Annotated in this window: 16 protein-coding genes; 6 read left to right on the top strand and 10 right to left on the bottom strand. The window is 38.5% G+C overall.

The features are described from left to right. Positions 1 to 3: 3 nt before the first annotated feature. The 5 genes from fliF to CORI_RS08650 all read left to right on the top strand — a co-directional run bounded on the left by fliF (position 4) and on the right by CORI_RS08650 (position 5,895). Complete coding sequence (fliF, locus tag CORI_RS08670) at positions 4 to 1,701, top strand: flagellar basal-body MS-ring/collar protein FliF (RefSeq protein ID WP_173031641.1); 1,698 nt, start codon at positions 4 to 6, stop codon at positions 1,699 to 1,701. After that, complete coding sequence (fliG, locus tag CORI_RS08665; RefSeq protein ID WP_169942160.1) at positions 1,701 to 2,732, top strand: flagellar motor switch protein FliG; 1,032 nt, start codon at positions 1,701 to 1,703, stop codon at positions 2,730 to 2,732. The genes fliF and fliG overlap by 1 nt, the downstream gene beginning before the upstream one ends. Further along, positions 2,729 to 3,580 (top strand): flagellar assembly protein FliH, encoded by an 852-nt coding sequence (gene fliH, locus CORI_RS08660; protein ID WP_173031640.1) that lies wholly within the window; start codon positions 2,729 to 2,731, stop codon positions 3,578 to 3,580. The genes fliG and fliH overlap by 4 nt, the downstream gene beginning before the upstream one ends. Before the next feature lie 11 nt (positions 3,581 to 3,591). After that, a complete protein-coding gene (gene dxs / locus CORI_RS08655; protein ID WP_173031982.1) occupies positions 3,592 to 5,421 on the top strand; it encodes a 1-deoxy-D-xylulose-5-phosphate synthase in 1,830 nt (609 codons plus the stop codon). A 63-nt stretch (positions 5,422 to 5,484) separates the two neighbouring features. Further along, on the top strand, positions 5,485 to 5,895 hold the full coding sequence (locus tag CORI_RS08650) for a Fur family transcriptional regulator (RefSeq protein ID WP_169942163.1): 411 nt from the start codon (positions 5,485 to 5,487) through the stop codon (positions 5,893 to 5,895). Between the two features lie 156 nt (positions 5,896 to 6,051). Here CORI_RS08650 and CORI_RS08645 read toward each other — a convergent pair whose 3' ends face one another. From CORI_RS08645 to CORI_RS08630, 4 genes are all read right to left on the bottom strand, one after another. After that, positions 6,052 to 6,618, bottom strand: a complete 567-nt coding sequence (locus CORI_RS08645) for a hypothetical protein (RefSeq protein ID WP_173031639.1) — start codon at positions 6,616 to 6,618, stop codon at positions 6,052 to 6,054. A 248-nt stretch (positions 6,619 to 6,866) separates the two neighbouring features. Continuing rightward, positions 6,867 to 7,319: a DIP1984 family protein gene (locus tag CORI_RS08640; RefSeq protein WP_173031638.1), complete on the bottom strand. Its 453-nt coding sequence runs from the start codon at positions 7,317 to 7,319 to the stop codon at positions 6,867 to 6,869. 83 nt (positions 7,320 to 7,402) lie between these two features. Next, positions 7,403 to 8,470 (bottom strand): hypothetical protein, encoded by a 1,068-nt coding sequence (locus tag CORI_RS08635; RefSeq protein WP_173031637.1) that lies wholly within the window; start codon positions 8,468 to 8,470, stop codon positions 7,403 to 7,405. 2 nt (positions 8,471 to 8,472) lie between these two features. Next, positions 8,473 to 9,504, bottom strand: a complete 1,032-nt coding sequence (locus CORI_RS08630) for a hypothetical protein (RefSeq protein ID WP_173031636.1) — start codon at positions 9,502 to 9,504, stop codon at positions 8,473 to 8,475. A gap of 93 nt (positions 9,505 to 9,597) precedes the next feature. Here CORI_RS08630 and CORI_RS08625 point away from each other — a divergent pair, with 93 nt between their 5' ends. After that, entirely contained in the window at positions 9,598 to 10,320 is a 723-nt protein-coding gene (locus tag CORI_RS08625) for an ankyrin repeat domain-containing protein (RefSeq protein ID WP_173031635.1), read from the top strand. A gap of 60 nt (positions 10,321 to 10,380) precedes the next feature. On the opposite strand, the gene CORI_RS08620 is transcribed toward CORI_RS08625, so the two are convergent. The 6 genes from CORI_RS08620 to CORI_RS08595 all read right to left on the bottom strand — a co-directional run bounded on the left by CORI_RS08620 (position 10,381) and on the right by CORI_RS08595 (position 15,713). Further along, positions 10,381 to 10,929 carry a hypothetical protein gene (locus CORI_RS08620; RefSeq protein ID WP_173031634.1) on the bottom strand — a complete coding sequence of 183 codons (549 nt, stop codon included), beginning with the start codon at positions 10,927 to 10,929 and terminating at the stop codon, positions 10,381 to 10,383. A 2-nt stretch (positions 10,930 to 10,931) separates the two neighbouring features. Further along, positions 10,932 to 11,603: a GNA1162 family protein gene (locus CORI_RS08615; protein ID WP_173031633.1), complete on the bottom strand. Its 672-nt coding sequence runs from the start codon at positions 11,601 to 11,603 to the stop codon at positions 10,932 to 10,934. Further along, on the bottom strand, positions 11,593 to 11,964 hold the full coding sequence (locus CORI_RS08610) for a DUF4810 domain-containing protein (protein WP_169942179.1): 372 nt from the start codon (positions 11,962 to 11,964) through the stop codon (positions 11,593 to 11,595). Before CORI_RS08610 ends, CORI_RS08615 begins: the two co-directional genes overlap by 11 nt. A 9-nt stretch (positions 11,965 to 11,973) precedes the next feature. After that, entirely contained in the window at positions 11,974 to 12,645 is a 672-nt protein-coding gene (locus tag CORI_RS08605; RefSeq protein WP_169942181.1) for a CsgG/HfaB family protein, read from the bottom strand. 81 nt (positions 12,646 to 12,726) lie between these two features. Further along, positions 12,727 to 14,214: a DUF1266 domain-containing protein gene (locus CORI_RS08600; protein ID WP_173031632.1), complete on the bottom strand. Its 1,488-nt coding sequence runs from the start codon at positions 14,212 to 14,214 to the stop codon at positions 12,727 to 12,729. Continuing rightward, entirely contained in the window at positions 14,211 to 15,713 is a 1,503-nt protein-coding gene (locus CORI_RS08595) for a DUF1266 domain-containing protein (RefSeq protein ID WP_173031631.1), read from the bottom strand. The genes CORI_RS08600 and CORI_RS08595 overlap by 4 nt, the downstream gene beginning before the upstream one ends. Positions 15,714 to 15,717 lie beyond the last annotated feature (4 nt).

The following is a 15,717-nucleotide window of genomic DNA, read 5'->3' as shown; positions in this document are numbered from 1 at the left end:
GAAATGGATTTTAAAGCGATATTTCAGCAGATTGGACAAATTTATCAAAATCTCTCTTTAAAACAGCGTATAATCGCGGCAAGCTCGGTTGTGTTTGTCGTGGGTTTTTTGGTCTTTCTTAGTATTTATAAAAGCTCTCAAGCTCAAAGCTATGACGGATATAGCGTACTTTTTGAAAACATCTCTCCGAGTGATTCCGCGCTTATCGTTCAGCAGCTTGAAAAAAACGGCGTAAAATATAAAATTTACAACGAAGGCACCATCTTAGTGCCGACTGCCGACGTTTATAAAGAGCGAATTTCCGTAGCTTCTATGGGAATTTTAAAGGACAATAAAGTCGGTTTTGAAATTTTTGACAAGCAGGAATTTGGAGCTACGGATGCCGAGCAAAAGGTCAAATTTCAAAGAGCTCTTGAAGGTGAGTTAGCCCGCACGATAGAAAGCCTAGCGCCGATAGATAAGGCTCTTGTGCGAATAGCAATCCCAAAAGAGACGTTATTTACGGAGCGAACGACTCCTCCTTCAGCCTCGATAGTATTGAATCTAAAAGACGGACAGAGTCTTAATTTAAAGCAGATTACGGGAATTAAAAATTTAGTCTCTTCGGCGGTTGCAAATCTCACTCCTCAAAACGTAAAAATCGTAAATCAAGACGGAATTCCTTTAGGCGAAGAGGATGGCGACTATGATAGCGATATGATCGCTCAGCAGATAAGGTATAAACGCGAAGCCGAAAATGCGCTCGAGCAAAAGATACTGAATGTGCTTTCGCCAATCGTAGGCGGCATGCATAAGGTCGTGGCTAAGGTTACGATTGATTTTGATTTTTCGCGCAAAGATAGCGAAAGCGAGACTTTTGATCCAAATTCGGTCGCCAGAAGCGAGCAAAATATTGAAGAAAAACGCCAAGGCTCTAAAGCTCCGGAGGTACAGGGCGTGCCTGGTGCGGTTAGCAATATAGGTCCTGTTGAGGGTCTTGAAGATAAAAAGCTTGAGGAGCTTTATACCAAAAGCTCGGCAACTACGAATTATGAAATTTCAAAGAAAGTTATGCGTATCAAGGATCAGTTCGCTACTATCAAGCGTTTAAGCGCTGCGGTGGTGGTTGACGGAAGATACGAAAATAAAAAAGATGAGAGCGGAAATTTAACAAAAGAGATCGAATACATACCGCTTAACAAAGAACAGCTTGATCAGATAAACGCACTTATCAAGCAGTCCGTAGGCTTTGATGCAAATAGAGGCGATGAAGTTACGCTTAGCAATTTTGAATTCCAGCGCCCTAGCAACGAAACGCCCGCAAGTAAGGTGAATTCGTTTTTTGATGCTTACGTAACGCCGTTTTTGCCGATACTGAAGTATCTTTTTGTCGCGCTTTTATTATTTATATTTTATAAGAAAATCATCGTGCCGTTCATGGAAAAAATGGTTGAAAATATCAAAGAAGAAGAGCCTGAAGAGTTACCTGATATGATAGATCTTGACGATAGCGAAGATGCTTTGGAGAAATTTAAAGCCGCTAAGAAAAAAGTCGAAGAGCAACTTGGAATCGGTGAAAATTTCAACGAGGACGAGTTAAGATACGATGTCTTGCTTGAAAAGACTAAGCTTATCGTGCAGGAGCGAAGCGAAGAGATATCGGTATTGCTTCAGGATATGATTAAAAATGACGTTGATTTTAGCAACCGCAAGGATTTTTGATGGCTACTAAGTTAAACGAACAACAAAAGTTAATTTACGACGATCTTTCAATGCCCGAAAAGGTCGCGATACTTCTAATCCAGCTTGGAGAAGATGCCACTACGCTTTTATTTTCTCATATGGAAGTTGATGTGATAACTGAAATTTCACGCTACATCGCTACGGCAAAAAGCGTAGATAGACAGGTTGCGGCTGCGGTTTTGGAAGAATTTTACGCACTTATGCAGTCAAATCAATACATGAGAAGTGGCGGTCTTGAATATGCTAAAGAAATTTTATACCGCACTTTTGGTCCTGAAACCGCGCAAAAAATTCTTGATAAACTTGCTAAAAGCATGGAAAGCACTAAGAGCTTTGGCTATCTAACCAAGATCAAGCCTCAGCAGTTAGCGGACTTCATCACCAAAGAACACCCTCAAACCATAGCCTTGATACTTGCTCATATGGACTCAACGAGCGCTGCGGAGACGCTTTCTTATTTTAGCGACGATCTTAGAGGCGAAGTCGTGATGAGAATGGCGAATTTAGGCGATATCAGCCCTTCTGTTATCAAAAGAGTTTCAACCGTGCTTGAAGGCAAGCTTGAAAGTCTCACTTCATATAAAGTTGAGGTCGGCGGTCCAAGAGCGGTTGCCGAAGTTCTTAATAGACTTGGACAAAAAGCCTCAAAATCAACGCTTGAGCATATTGAAGACAGTGATGAAAAGCTTGCTACCGTTATCAAAGAGCTTATGTTTACATTTGAAGATATTAACACGCTTAATCAAATCGCCATTAGAGAAATTCTTAAAAATGTCGATAAAAAAGATCTTATGGTTGCACTTAAGGGCTCAGGCGACGCACTTAAAGAGAAATTTATGTCCAGTATGTCACAGCGTGCAAGCGAAGCGTTTAAAGAGGAGATGCAGTATCTTGGCGCCGTTCGCGTAAAAGACGTCGAAGAGGCGCAGCGCAGAATAGTAGAGCAAGTCCAAGCCTTAGCCGATCAGGGGGTCTTCCAGGTCGGTGAAGCTGATGAGATGATAGAATGAGAAGTAGCGTTATATCCAACGAAGATGCTAAAAAGCACTTTGTTGAAAATTATCGGTTTAAGGTTTTGGGTCAGGAAAAAAAAGTCGAAGAGAGCCACACTCATGACAACGGCTTTGTAGGGCAAAATTTAAAATACGAAAAAGACATAGGCTCAACCGATGATGTAAAAATTTTTGATTCTAATTTTACTCCTACTAAAGATGACTCTCAAAATTCGCCCAAAATTTCTCTTTCGCAAGATAATGCTGCTCAGTCAAATTTCGTAGAGGAGCTTTTAAAGCGAATCGATGAGCTCTCAGGCAGTATCATAAAGCTTCAAATGCAGATAGAAAATCAAGAGAGCGAATTTGCCAGACGTCTTGAAAACGAAGTTGCAAGAGCTAAAGACGAAGGCTTACAGCAAGGCAATACCGAGGCTAAAGCGAAATTTGAAGAGAAATTAAAAGAGCTTGAAAGTAGATATAGCTCTTCTGTTTCAAGGCTTGATAACGAGTCTGCTAAATTTGAGCGTTTTTTGGTTTCAAGCGAAGAGGAGCTCTCAAATACCGCTATTGATATCGCAAGGCAGATAGTTAAAAAAGAAATTTCAACAAGCTCTTCAAGCGTGGCTTACGCACTGGCAAAAGCCTTGATGAAGGATTTAAGCGAGGCTAAAGATGTGCAAATTCGCGTTAGTCAAAAGGATTTTGAGTTTTTAAAAGAGCAGTTTGGCGCAAGCGACAATATACAAGTTGTGCCTGATGAAGCCATCAATGTAGGCGGCGTGATCGTGATGAGCGATATCGGAAATCTTGACGGCACTATAGAATCAAGATTTGAAAAGATCAAAAAGATAATTAGCGAATGAAAATGGATGAGATAAATTTAAAAGCGATGAGTGTGAGCGAGCTAGAAGAGCTTGCTCAAAAACTTAGAGATAAAATTTTACAAACCGTGAGTAAAAACGGCGGGCATCTTAGTTCAAACATCGGTGCGGTAGAGCTTATAGTTGCTATGCATTATGTGTTTGACGTGAGTAAAGACCCGTTTATATTTGACGTGAGCCACCAAAGCTATGCGCATAAGCTCTTAACGGGTCGTTGGGATAAATTTGACTCGCTAAGGCAATTTGGCGGCATAAGCGGCTACACCAAGCCAAGCGAAAGCGAATTTGATTATTTTGTAGCGGGACACAGCTCTACTTCTATCTCTCTTGCCGTAGGAGCCGCTAAGGCGATAAGACTTAAAGGCGAAGATCGCTTGCCCGTAGCTATGATAGGTGACGGCTCGATGAGTGCGGGCATGGCTTACGAGGCACTAAATGAGCTTGGAGACCGCAAATACCCTTGTGTCATCATCTTAAACGACAACGAGATGAGTATAAGTAAGCCCATAGGCGCGCTTAGTAAATACCTAAGCCAGATGATGGCGGGACAGCCTTATCAGAAATTTAAAAGCAGGGTCGAGAAATTTTTAAGCTACATGCCTGATTCTGCCGCTTACATGGCGCGCAGGATGGAAGAGGGGATTAGACTTATAACTCCGGGCATGTTTTTTGAAGAGCTTGGACTTGAGTATATAGGTCCTGTCGACGGACACGACATCAAAGCCCTCATAGACGCACTTGAAGTTGCAAAAGCTATGAAAAAACCCGTTATAGTGCATGCTCAAACCTTAAAAGGCAAAGGCTACGAAAAGGCCGAAGGGCACTACGCAAACTGGCATGGAGTTGGTCCGTTTGATCTTAAAAGTGGAGAGAGTATCAAAAAATCCGTCGCAAAATCGGCGACCGCTCTTTATAGCGAGTATCTTACAGAGCTTGCAAGCAAGCATGAAAATATAGTAGGCGTTACTGCTGCGATGCCTACAGGAACAGGTCTTGACGCACTTATAGAGAAGTTTCCGCATAGATTTTGGGATGTAGCAATCGCCGAGCAGCACGCCGTAACTTCGATGGCTGCGATGGCAAAAGAGGGTTTTAAGCCTTTTATCACTATATACTCAACTTTCTTGCAGCGAGCTTACGATCAGGTTATTCACGATGCTTGCATTATGAATTTAAACGTCGTCTTTGCTATGGATAGAGCAGGTATCGTGGGTGAAGACGGAGAGACTCATCAGGGAGCTTTTGATATCAGTTATCTAAATTTAGTTCCAAATATCACGCTTTTTGCTCCAAGGTGCGCGGCAAATTTTAAATTCGCTATGGAGTATGCATATATGCACATCGGAGCCTGTGCTTTTAGATATCCTCGCGGAAATTTTCTGCTTGAAGAGGGCGAATTTGAAGCTCGTGAATTTAAGCTTGGTAAAGGCGAAATTTTAGCTCCTGCAGAAGGAAAAATAGCATTTATAGGATACGGAAACGCGGTTGGAAAAGCAAATTTGGTTAGAAAAGAGCTTATCGGTAAGCTTGATGCAACTCTTGTTGATTTAGTCTTTGTAAAGCCGCTTGATAGGGAGCTTCTTTTAAATTTAGCTCAAGAAAAAAAGATATGGTATGTATTTTCGGATGGAGCCAAAAAGGGCGGCGTAGGTGAAATTCTCGCAGCATTTTTACAGGATGAAAAAATTTATGACGTTAAAATTACCAGTTTTGAGTATGAGGATAAATTTATAAGCCACGGTAAAACCCAAGCCGTTGAGCGATATCTTGGAGTGGACGTTAAAAGTATTTCTGAAAAAATACTAAAAGATAATTTATATTAACAACTATAATAAACTTTTAAATAAATTTTTTGTATAGTTAGCTAAAAAAATTGGGAGAGAAGCATGAACTATATGAATTTATTGAAAGAACACGGACTAAAAGCAACTCCGCAGCGCATCAGCGTGCTAAAAATTTTAAATCGTCATATGCACCCGACTATCGATGAGCTTTATGAAGAAATTTGTATCGAAAATCCTTCAGTATCGCTTGCCACGGTATATAAAAACCTAAATATGCTAAAAGACGAAGGTTTGGTAGTTGAAGTAAATATGCCAAACCAAAAGGCAAGATATGATATCTTTGAAGAGCCTCATATACACGTGGTATGCGAAAAATGCGGTAAAGTCAGCGACGTAGCCCATAGTGATATATCGCTTGATGATTGTAAGCAGAAGCTTGAAAAAAGGCTTGGAAACATAGTTGAGAGGATGAATGTTCTAGCCACAGTTAAGGATTGCAAACATTGCAGATAAGGGCTAAATTTAGCCCTTGCCGTTTCTTTTTATTTTAGTCAATTCATAAATTTAAAGATAAAATAACCAAATCTTATTTTATAAATTTACTCAAATTTTCATTTTTGATTTCAGTTTATTTTTATCTTGCTACAAAGAATAGCGCCTAAAAAGTCTTTAAAGTCTTTTTATCTCGACTCTGATTTGCTTTTTATCTTCGGTTAGCTTCGCTTCATAATCAAGCGTAGAAATTTTAGGAAAATTTGTCGCATTTATATCGGGAATTATCTTTTGAGTATCTTTAATGCCGATATCCGCACTACAAGCGATAGCGTTTCCGTCGCTACTTTTGTCTGTGGTATTAAAGCCGTTAAGCACAATCATATCCAAAGTGGCTTTTTCATTAAATTTATCCGATACTTTAATGATTTTACAAAGCAGATCGTCTTTATCACACTCTTTTGAGGGGTCAAATTTTTGAGCGACATGGCTTGTTTGTAGAACTTTTTTGAGCGAAAAGCCCGAGGATAGATTGGATACTACGTCTTTTACTGCCTTGTTTGAGTTAAGCTCGTCTTTATAAACACTTGCAGCAAAAAGATCGCCAAGATGAGGTTTGATAAGTTTTTTAATGGTCTCTTGAACATTTCTATCATCGCAAGCTAACTCTTTTTTAGTTTCAAAGCAACCTGAAAACAAAGCCGCGGTTATCGCTAGGCCTAAAAATTTAATATATCCCGACATTTATCTTCCTTTTTGTTTTAAATTTTAGCGGATCAAATTTAAACCGAATTTTGAATTAACCGCTAGGTTTATCTGCCCCCAAACCCACCCTGTATCATCAAATCAGTATATGGTAGTAACATTACTCGCTAACTTTGCCCTTGTAAGATTACTGAGATAAATCTGCTTGTTTGCGATCTCTCCTAATCGCGGGTGTAGCCTAGTTTTAAACGGATTTATACTCGCTTTTGATGATATTTAACCAAAATTTAAATCAGATCAACCTGCCAATTTGCTCTTTGAAGCAGCGTATCGGTCTGGCGAATCTCTTTTGAAATTCCGTCAAGCTCTTTTTGCAGGCTTGCTACGTCCACCGTGCTTAAGATTCGAATCTCTTTGCTTGAATACATCTCGACTTTTCTGCTGGCGTTTTCTATAAAACCCCTCAAAATTCCGGCTTTCATCGTCATAGTATCGCGCTTAGCTATAAGATCGACCAAATTTTGCCCTTCGATTTGAGAAGCGCAGTTGGTTTTATTGATCTTTGATATGAGAGAATTTAGCTCGTTTATACAGCCGTCAAGCTCTTTTAAAAGTTCGCTTGGTTGCTCCGCAACTTCGTCGTTTTCTTGGACTTTTGCATTGTTGTTAAGTCGCACACGAAGCTGTTCGATGCGTTTTTGTAAATCCGCACGCAGGATAAGGGCCTCTGCCAGTTTCATAGCTGCTCCTAAAATTTGTTTTGTAAAAATTATACCTTTAATTTTTAAGACGGCGTTAAAATTTCTTGATTTATCTTGAAAAATCAAAATTCGTGGATATTTAAATTTAAAAACTCCGCCAGCTTTAAAATCCTATCTTTATCCTCTTTTTTGCAAACAAAGAAGCAATACCCCTCTAAGCTATCTTTACTCGGATTTACGTTTAGTATCGTGTAGTCTGAAATTTCTTCCAGCTTTAAAGCTATCTTGTAAGGCTCTAGGATATCGCTTTTGCTGATTTTAAGCTCATCGCCCGTTGTTTTCTTTATGTATCTTTTAAGCCCTGAAATATCTATCTCCCAATGGCTTTCAAAGCTTTTAAGCGTGTCTTTTAAGATAAAGTTATAGACTAGAAATTCCCGGCTTGGAGTATGGTTTTCGTATCCTTGCCATAAAATTCCTTTTTCTATTAAAATTTTCGCACACTTTTGGGGTTCATTTTGAGCCAAGAAAAATCTTTTTACAAATTCCGCTTCGTTTTTAGCGCTCATCTGGGTTAGATTTGCAAATTCGCTAAGAGCGTCTTGGGTGCTTAAATTTATATCCTCGGTTTCATCTGTACTTAAATTTAGCCTTTTGTGGATGAAATTTACAGCTTTTATGAACACTTCTATGTATTTTTTCTCTTGCTCGTCCTTTAAATCTTCGCCCAAGAGCCTGCAGTCTCTCATCTCAAAAAACAAATCTCCCGTAGTAGGCGACTTGATGAGTATCTTAAAGCCCTCTTTGCCCTCATCATCTTCAAACGGCAAGCAGATGAAGGCGATATCTTCTAAGTGCAGATATTTTTTCATATCAAGCTTTATCACCGGCTTTACGCACACGCCTATAACGGTAAAAAAACAGCCTTCACCGCTATCAATTCGCTCTTTTGAAGGCGGAATTAGCTTGGCGTTTTGCATAAGTTTTGCAAGCGGTTCGTATAGGTTGTTAAATTTAGCTCTTTTTAACGCGTTTTGCGCCTCGTCATCATTTAAAAATTCCTGCGGATAGAGGTAATAATCAACCGTTACGTCTGCAGCAAAAGGCGATTTGTCAAAGCTTATAGTCGTAGCCTCGTTCTCGTTTAAATATCTCTCTATGTCTTTAAATTTCTCAACTGCGTTTTTCAATTTTAAAACCCCTTAATGTCAAATCCAAGCATTCGTCCAAGATCTACGATCTTTTCTTTGTGCTCTTTTTTACATACAAAAACACAGATGCTATCCATCTGCGTATCAATCTCAATCAGCGAAAATTCCGACCTTTTTTCAAGCCTATCTGCAACATCAAAAAGCTCCATATCCTCACTTAAGCGCAACCTTTTACCCGTAAATTTAAATATATAAGCGCTTAAATCCTTCGTGTCAAATTTCCAGTCATCCTCATGAGCCTCAAGCATCGGTGCAAGTAAAAAACTATAAAATAACTCTTTTCTACTAAGAGTTTCATCGGGATCGGCATAACCCTGCTCGGCAAGCTCGGCGCTACAAATTTCAGGCTCAAGAAGCACTTTATAAAAGCGCTTTTTAAACTCCTCTTTGTCTTTTACTTCGCATAAATTCATAAATTCGCTCAAAGCCTCATCGGTAGTTAAATTTAAAAGCTCATCATCAATTACTATGCCAAGCCTTTTGCAGATAAATTTAATCGCTTTGCTAAGTGTATTAAGGTAGATTTGATCCTCTTTATCCTCGCTATTTGGATTTAAAATTCTACTCTCTTTCATATCTAAAAATATATTTTCGTTTGGCTCTGATTTGAGTAAAATTTTATAATCCTCTTCGCTTTCTCCATAGGGGATAACGAAAAATAGCAGCTTTTCATTAGCGTATAGCTTTTTTAATTTATTTGATATAGCCGGATAATGATAAAAGCTAATCATTAAAAATACATCGTTGTAGTCGTCGTTTAATTCCTCTTTTGGTATCGCGCTAAAGCCTGCTTTACTCATAAATTCCTTAAGCGGTGTATAAGTGTCGGTATAACCCGCTTTTGATAAGAAGTGATTTGTAAGCCCTTTGGTTGCGTAAGATATGCTAAAAGGATAGAAAAACTGCCAAACTTTCATATAGCTGCCGCCAAAAGGAGGGTTTGCAAAATGACCTCCCGAAAGCTCTTCTTGGATTAAATCTATGATATCGGGTATATATTGTAACTCTTTCATAACGACCTTTTTAAAATTTTAACTATTTTATTGAAATAGCGTTAATAATAAATCATAAATTCTTTGATAAAATTCGCACTTCAAGGAGTAAAAATGCAAAAAAATTTTAAAATTTTAGCCGCTATTTTGGCTGTTTGTTCGGTTTTTGGTGTGGCTAATGCAAAGGATGCGGATCTGAGTAAATTTCGCTTTAGTTTAGAAGAGATGCAAGACATCGCAAGTCCTACCAAGCTAAAGTGGAGGATATTTTACAAAGAGGCTTCAAGCGGGAAAGATGCCGAGTGGTTTGATGCCGTAAAGCAAGGAAATTTGCAAAAAGTTAAGCAGATGGTTGCTAGCGGTCAGGATATCGAGGCGAAAGATAGCGCAAGTCTTGATCAAACGGCACTTGGCTGGGCTGCTTTTATCGGATATGAAGATATGGTTGATTATCTCATAGCACAAGGCGCTGATGTCTTTGCAACCGATAGGGGTGATGTTTATAACTCTTTAAAGTCAGCCGTTTTAGGTAAAAATCTTAACATCGTTCGTAAAATTCAAGCCAAGATAGAGGAAAAGACAGGCAAGAAGGTTGATTTTAACGATCAGACCGTAGAAAGTGACGCAGAGACGCTTTTAATCGTAGCCGCAAGCAATAACCGCATAGAGATAGCAAAATATCTCATATCTCAGGGCGCAAACGTAAATTTGGTGGCAACTCCAAAGGATCAAAGCGCACTATCCTTTGCTTGCGATAATAATCATCCCGAGATGGTTAAGCTTCTTATAGAAAACGGAGCGATAAATCACCGCACAGGCAAGCCAAGCTGCAAATAATTTTAAAAGGAGCAAGCGCTCCTTTTGATTTATGTTTTAAGACAAATTTGCGTCATCTTTTTAGTGAATTTCTAATTCTTCGCAGATAAAATTTGCAGCCTCGTTAAAAATTTCAAAATATTTTTTATCTGTTTCATCGCTATTTTTTAGCAGCCTACAAGACTTCATCTCCAAAAACAGCCTTCCGGTTGATGGCGATGAGATGAGGAGACTAAAATCTCTTTGATTTTGGCTATTTATAAAAGGCACGCAGATAAAGGTTATCTTTTCTTCATTAAAATATTTTTTAAAACTCTCTTTTATCGGCGGAGATACTTTTAAATTTATAAAGCAAAATACCCAGTTGTTTTCACTATCCATCTCATGTTCGGGCGGAGGCGTTATATTTGCCGTTTTCATCATATCTCTAAGCGGTATGTAGAGCTTTTGATAGCCGGCTTGTTTCAAAGAGGCTTCTATGGTGTCGTTAGTAGCCTCTTTTGCGTCGTGAGGATAGTAGTAGTATCTTAAAGCTATATCGGTTTTTAAAGGCGAATTTTCAAAATAGAGACTTGCTAAGTGATTTTTTAGCAAGTGCTCCTCTATCTTTATAAAATTTTTAACTTCCATGGCTACTTTGTAAGCTGGCTATCTTTGCCGTAATAGGGCGAATACGGTCCATAAAGCAAGCAGTCGTAGCAGTCTTGAGCAAATAAAATTCTATCCGCCCTAGCCGATAACTCATAGCTAACATCGCTTAAAGTGTCGGCTACCTGTTTTATCAGCGCGTTTAAGAGCATGCTTGCTATATCGCTACTGCCTTGGGAGCTGTTTGTCGCCGATGCTGTTTTTTGCCACATGATATTGCCCGTATTTGTATCAATCAGCTTTGCTTCAACGGATACTTTAGTAACACTATCAAGCACCATATAAGTTGAGCCATACTCTTTGATATTTATATAAAGAACACTATCGGCACCGAAAATTTGCTTTAGCTTATTTACTGAAATTTGATGAATTTCGCTTGGCTCGTAAACTCCGTTAAATTTAAACGTGTCATTTACCAAAGAGGGGTCAAATACGTAATACCCGGCCTCGCTTAGCGGAAATATCGCATTTGCAAGCACTGCCGAGGATGCTTTTATCTCGGTTGATTCGTTTGTGGGCATTAATACCAGTATCGATCTTGGCTTGGTTTGTAAAAATGCGGAGTAGTCATACTGCGGTCTAGGATCACTCGCGCATGCCGAAAAAAGAATCGCAAATAAACCCAAAATAAGAGTTGATCTAAATTTATTTACCATTTTTGCGACCTTTTTTTAGCTTTTGTTGTTTTAAAAACTCGATATAAGCTCTTGATTCCGGGAAAATTTCAGCCTCTTTTTCAAGATACATACTTGCTTTTTGATCGTTGCCTATGTTTGAGTATAAAAGACCTATGTGAGCTAGCAGTCCGGGCGGTATCTTGCGCCCTGAAGCGTATGCGTACTCAACCGTTTCTTCAAGCTCGTCTATATGCTTATAAAAATCGCTCGTTTCGTTTAAATAATCATACGTCGAAGCCGTATAAGAGCCGTTCCAATAATAAATTTGCCTTGGGGTGCTAGATGCGCAGCCTGCAAAAAGCAACGCAAAAAGCACGGGCAATATGATTTTAGTGTTCAAATTTTAGCCTTATTTTGCTGTCCAGGCGCCGCTTTCAAGCCCTGCGACAAGGTTATTTACCGCTTCTATTATGGCTAGACTTAAAACTTTGCCGTTTAGCGTAGAGTCATATCCCGCCGTTCCGCCAAATCCTATAACCTCTCTGTTTGATAGCGCGTATTCTCCGGCACCCTGAGACGAATAGACAACCTCGGAAGTTTCAACCTCAACTACGTTTAAATTTACCTTTGCGTATGCGGTTTGAGTCTTACCTTTGCCAAGGATTCCAAATAGCTGATGATCGCCCGTAGTTTTTCTGCCAAATTCGGTTACGTCGCCCGTGATAACGTATTTAGCTCCTTTTAAATTTTGCGCTTTTTTGTTTATGTTGCTCTCTTGTTTGATAGCCTTCATATTTGTTCTATCCATCACGGAAAATCTACCGGTTTGTTGCAGGTTGCTCACTAAAATAGTTTGGGCTTGATTGCCTAATCTATCTTCTCCGTCGCCGAAAATTCCGTTTTGATAAGAGGATTGGTTGTTAAACCTGCCTATTGATATCGCTACTTTTGTGCCGCCATAGTATGTATTTACGGTATTTACTTTTGGGGTTTCAACTACTCTTGAGCTCTCTTTTGCACAACCAGCCAGCAGCGCTATCATAGCTCCTGCAGCTATAAATTTCAAGCCTGTTTTTAGCATGTTTTTCCTTTTGTTTGTAAATTTTTATAATGATAACTAATTAAGATAACAAACAGATAAATTTACAACCGTATTTTATCTTTAAGATTTTGCAATACTCTTTAACTTGTTAAACGCAAGCGAAAGCGCGGTTATTTCATCTTTAAGGATTAAATCGTTCTTGTCATCTTCTACTCCTAGTTTTTTGCCTGTTAGTTTTTCATACTCGTTAGTGCATATCTCAAAATAGTCATTTTGATTAACGAAGCAGCGAATTTCTCTAGTAAAATGCGTCTTGATCTTAAAATCAGCCTCGTTTAGCGCAACTCTTTTAAGCTTTTTAAACATCAGCATTCCGCTTAGTATATAAACGGCTTTATTTGTGATAAGCCAGCTTTTGCTGCTTAAATTTACCATAATCGGAAATTCGTCGCTTTGCAATAAAATTTTAGCCTTTTTTATGAATGTATCTGCGCTAGCGTAGAAGTTAAGCTCAAGCTCGTCTCGCGGAGTGAATATTAAATTTTGATCGGGGATTGATATAAGAGTCTCCACCTTATACTCTTTTAGGATACTATAGAAGTTCTCGTAAAACAGATCAAGCGTTTGAGTAAAAATTTCAAAGCTAAAGCCGTGTTTTTTGATATCTTGCTTTAGATTATCAAGAAGCGAGTTCATCTCATCAAGCTTCTTTTGATTTTCATTTTTGTCTATATGCTTGATTAAAATTTCGTTCAGTTTAGCTCGCTCGGCTTTTAAGCTATCAGCCCAAATTCCGCTTTCTTTAAACATATCGTAAGGCGAATTTAGCGCGACGTAAAGAGCTTTTATGCGCTCGTTTATATCTTTTATGAAGTCCGTTTTATCATCGCTATAGCTTAAATTCATAAACGCCGAACCGAGTAAAAAGCTTGCCATAAATTCGCCAAATCCGCTAAAAATTTGAGTTATTAAATTCATATAAAAATTATATTGCTCGAAGTATTCTTTCTCGTCTATGTAATTTGCCGCGTAGCTGTAACTTAGGATTTGAAGCACTCTGGCATAATCAAATGCGCTAACGCTCGTGCGCTCACAAAGAGTAAAAAGCTCGCTTGTTTGATTGCAGAAATTTACAAAATTTGGAACTAAATTTCGCTCACTTTCACCCAAACCGAAAAAGCCCTTGCTAAAGCTTTCAAATCTCTCTTTGTAAGCTTTAAAATCCTCATCGCTAAAGTTTATAAGATAAATTTTAAGAGCCTCTTTTAAGCTGCTCTCGCTTAGGTATCTAGGCGCAAATTCAGCCCAAGTCATATCCGTAAGCTTATCGCTAAATTCTTTATACGCCATATAAAGTAGATTGACTAAAACCCCTTCAAATTCCAAGCTGTCATAGTGCATGATCGCCTGATACATGCTGTTTTTATCGGTTACTCCGTAAAATTCTTGCAAATCTTGCGCGATAGTTTGTAAATTTTCGGGGTGGTTAAAATCCACAAGACTAAAAATCCGCTCCTTTGCAAGCTCTTTTGAGATGAAAATCCTGTCTAGTTCGCTTACTTTGTAAATAACTTGAAATATATTGCCCGCTATAAAATCTTTTTTCACAAATTCTCCCCTAAAGTTTCCGCAGTTTTTTTAAGCTCGTTTATTGCTAAATTTAGCGATGAAATTTCATTGTCAAAAAAGTCTTTATGACTTACGACTTTAAGTGGCTTTTTACCCGTTAAATTTAAATATTCTTTGATACTTATACAAAAATACTCTTTGTCGTTTAAATAGCAGTGAATTTCATCAGGATAGGCGAATTTCACCTCGCAACTTATCTCTTGTAAGTTAAATTTTTTAAGCTTTTTAAAGAGTACTCCGCTGTAAATATAGACGGCTTGGTTGGTTATTAGCGTCTTTTTAGGAGCTAAGATAAGAAGGACGGGAAACTCTTTGTCGCTAAATTTAAAGCCCGTTTCATCCATGAAAATTTTAACTTCTTTGTATAAGGAATGCTCCAGCTCAAGCGTTTTTCTGGGTGTTATTACGCCGTTATTTTTTGATTCAAGCATAAATTCGATACGAGAGTTTTTAAGAGTGCCGTAAAAACACTTGTAATAAATTTCCGTCGCTTGTTGCAAGTGTTTAAATTCTAAACCGCATTTTTGTGTTTCTTTTTCAAGCCAATTTAGGATATTTTGGGTGTATTCCTTATCGTTTTTCTCTTCTTTGAAATCGGCGTATTTATCAAGCAGATTTAAAATGTTTATCTTTGCTTTGTCAAAATTCTGCGTCCAAATTCCGCTTGTGCTAAAGACGTCGTAAGCCGAGTTTAATAACCTATGAAAGGCGTTTATCTGATCGTAGCTTTCTTTGATGTAATCAATCTCGCCCTCGTCAAAAAATCTAAACGCGCCTCCAAGAACGCAGCTAGCGATAAACTCGTCCCAACCGCTAAATATCTTTTGCACTTTTTCTGCGTAAAAGTTCATCAGCTCACAAAATTCGCTCTTGTTGATGTAACCCACCGCAAAGCTATCAGATATGATTTCAAAAATTTTTGAGAGTTCATAGCCTCTGTTGCCCACGTTTTTACAAAGCGCATAAATTTCACTTGTCTGCTTGCAAAATTTCACAAATTTAGGCACGTCGTTTTCGTCGTCCTCTTCGCCGCTAACGCCAAAAAACGACTTTGCAAAATAAGCAAAATTCTCTTTATAAAGCTCAAATTTTCTATAAGAAAAGTTAGTTTGAACCGCTTTTAAAGCGTTTTTTAGATACTCGTCCGTAAGATACGTGCCCATAAACTCTTCGCAAGTCATACTTTCAAGTCTCTCACCAAGCTCCTCGTAAGCTTTATACAAAAGATCTAAGATGATATTGTAGTAACAAGCATAGCTGACGACTTCATCTATAGCGGTATAGACGCTATCTTTGCTCGTTACTTTGTGAGTTTCTTTTAGGTTTTGTCTTAGTTCTTGCAAGAAAGACGGGTGGTTTGAGCTTGTGAAACTAAAAAACTGATCTACAAAAAGCTCTTTAGACAAGAAGGCTCTATCGAGGTGATTTGTTCTTTGTGTAGCCTGAAAGACGTTTTGAGGGATAAATTTTAGATTCATTTTT

The organism is Campylobacter sp. CCUG 57310, assembly GCF_013201975.1.
Lineage (GTDB): Bacteria > Campylobacterota > Campylobacteria > Campylobacterales > Campylobacteraceae > Campylobacter_A > Campylobacter_A canis.
This window is presented reverse-complemented; position numbering and strand designations above follow the sequence as displayed.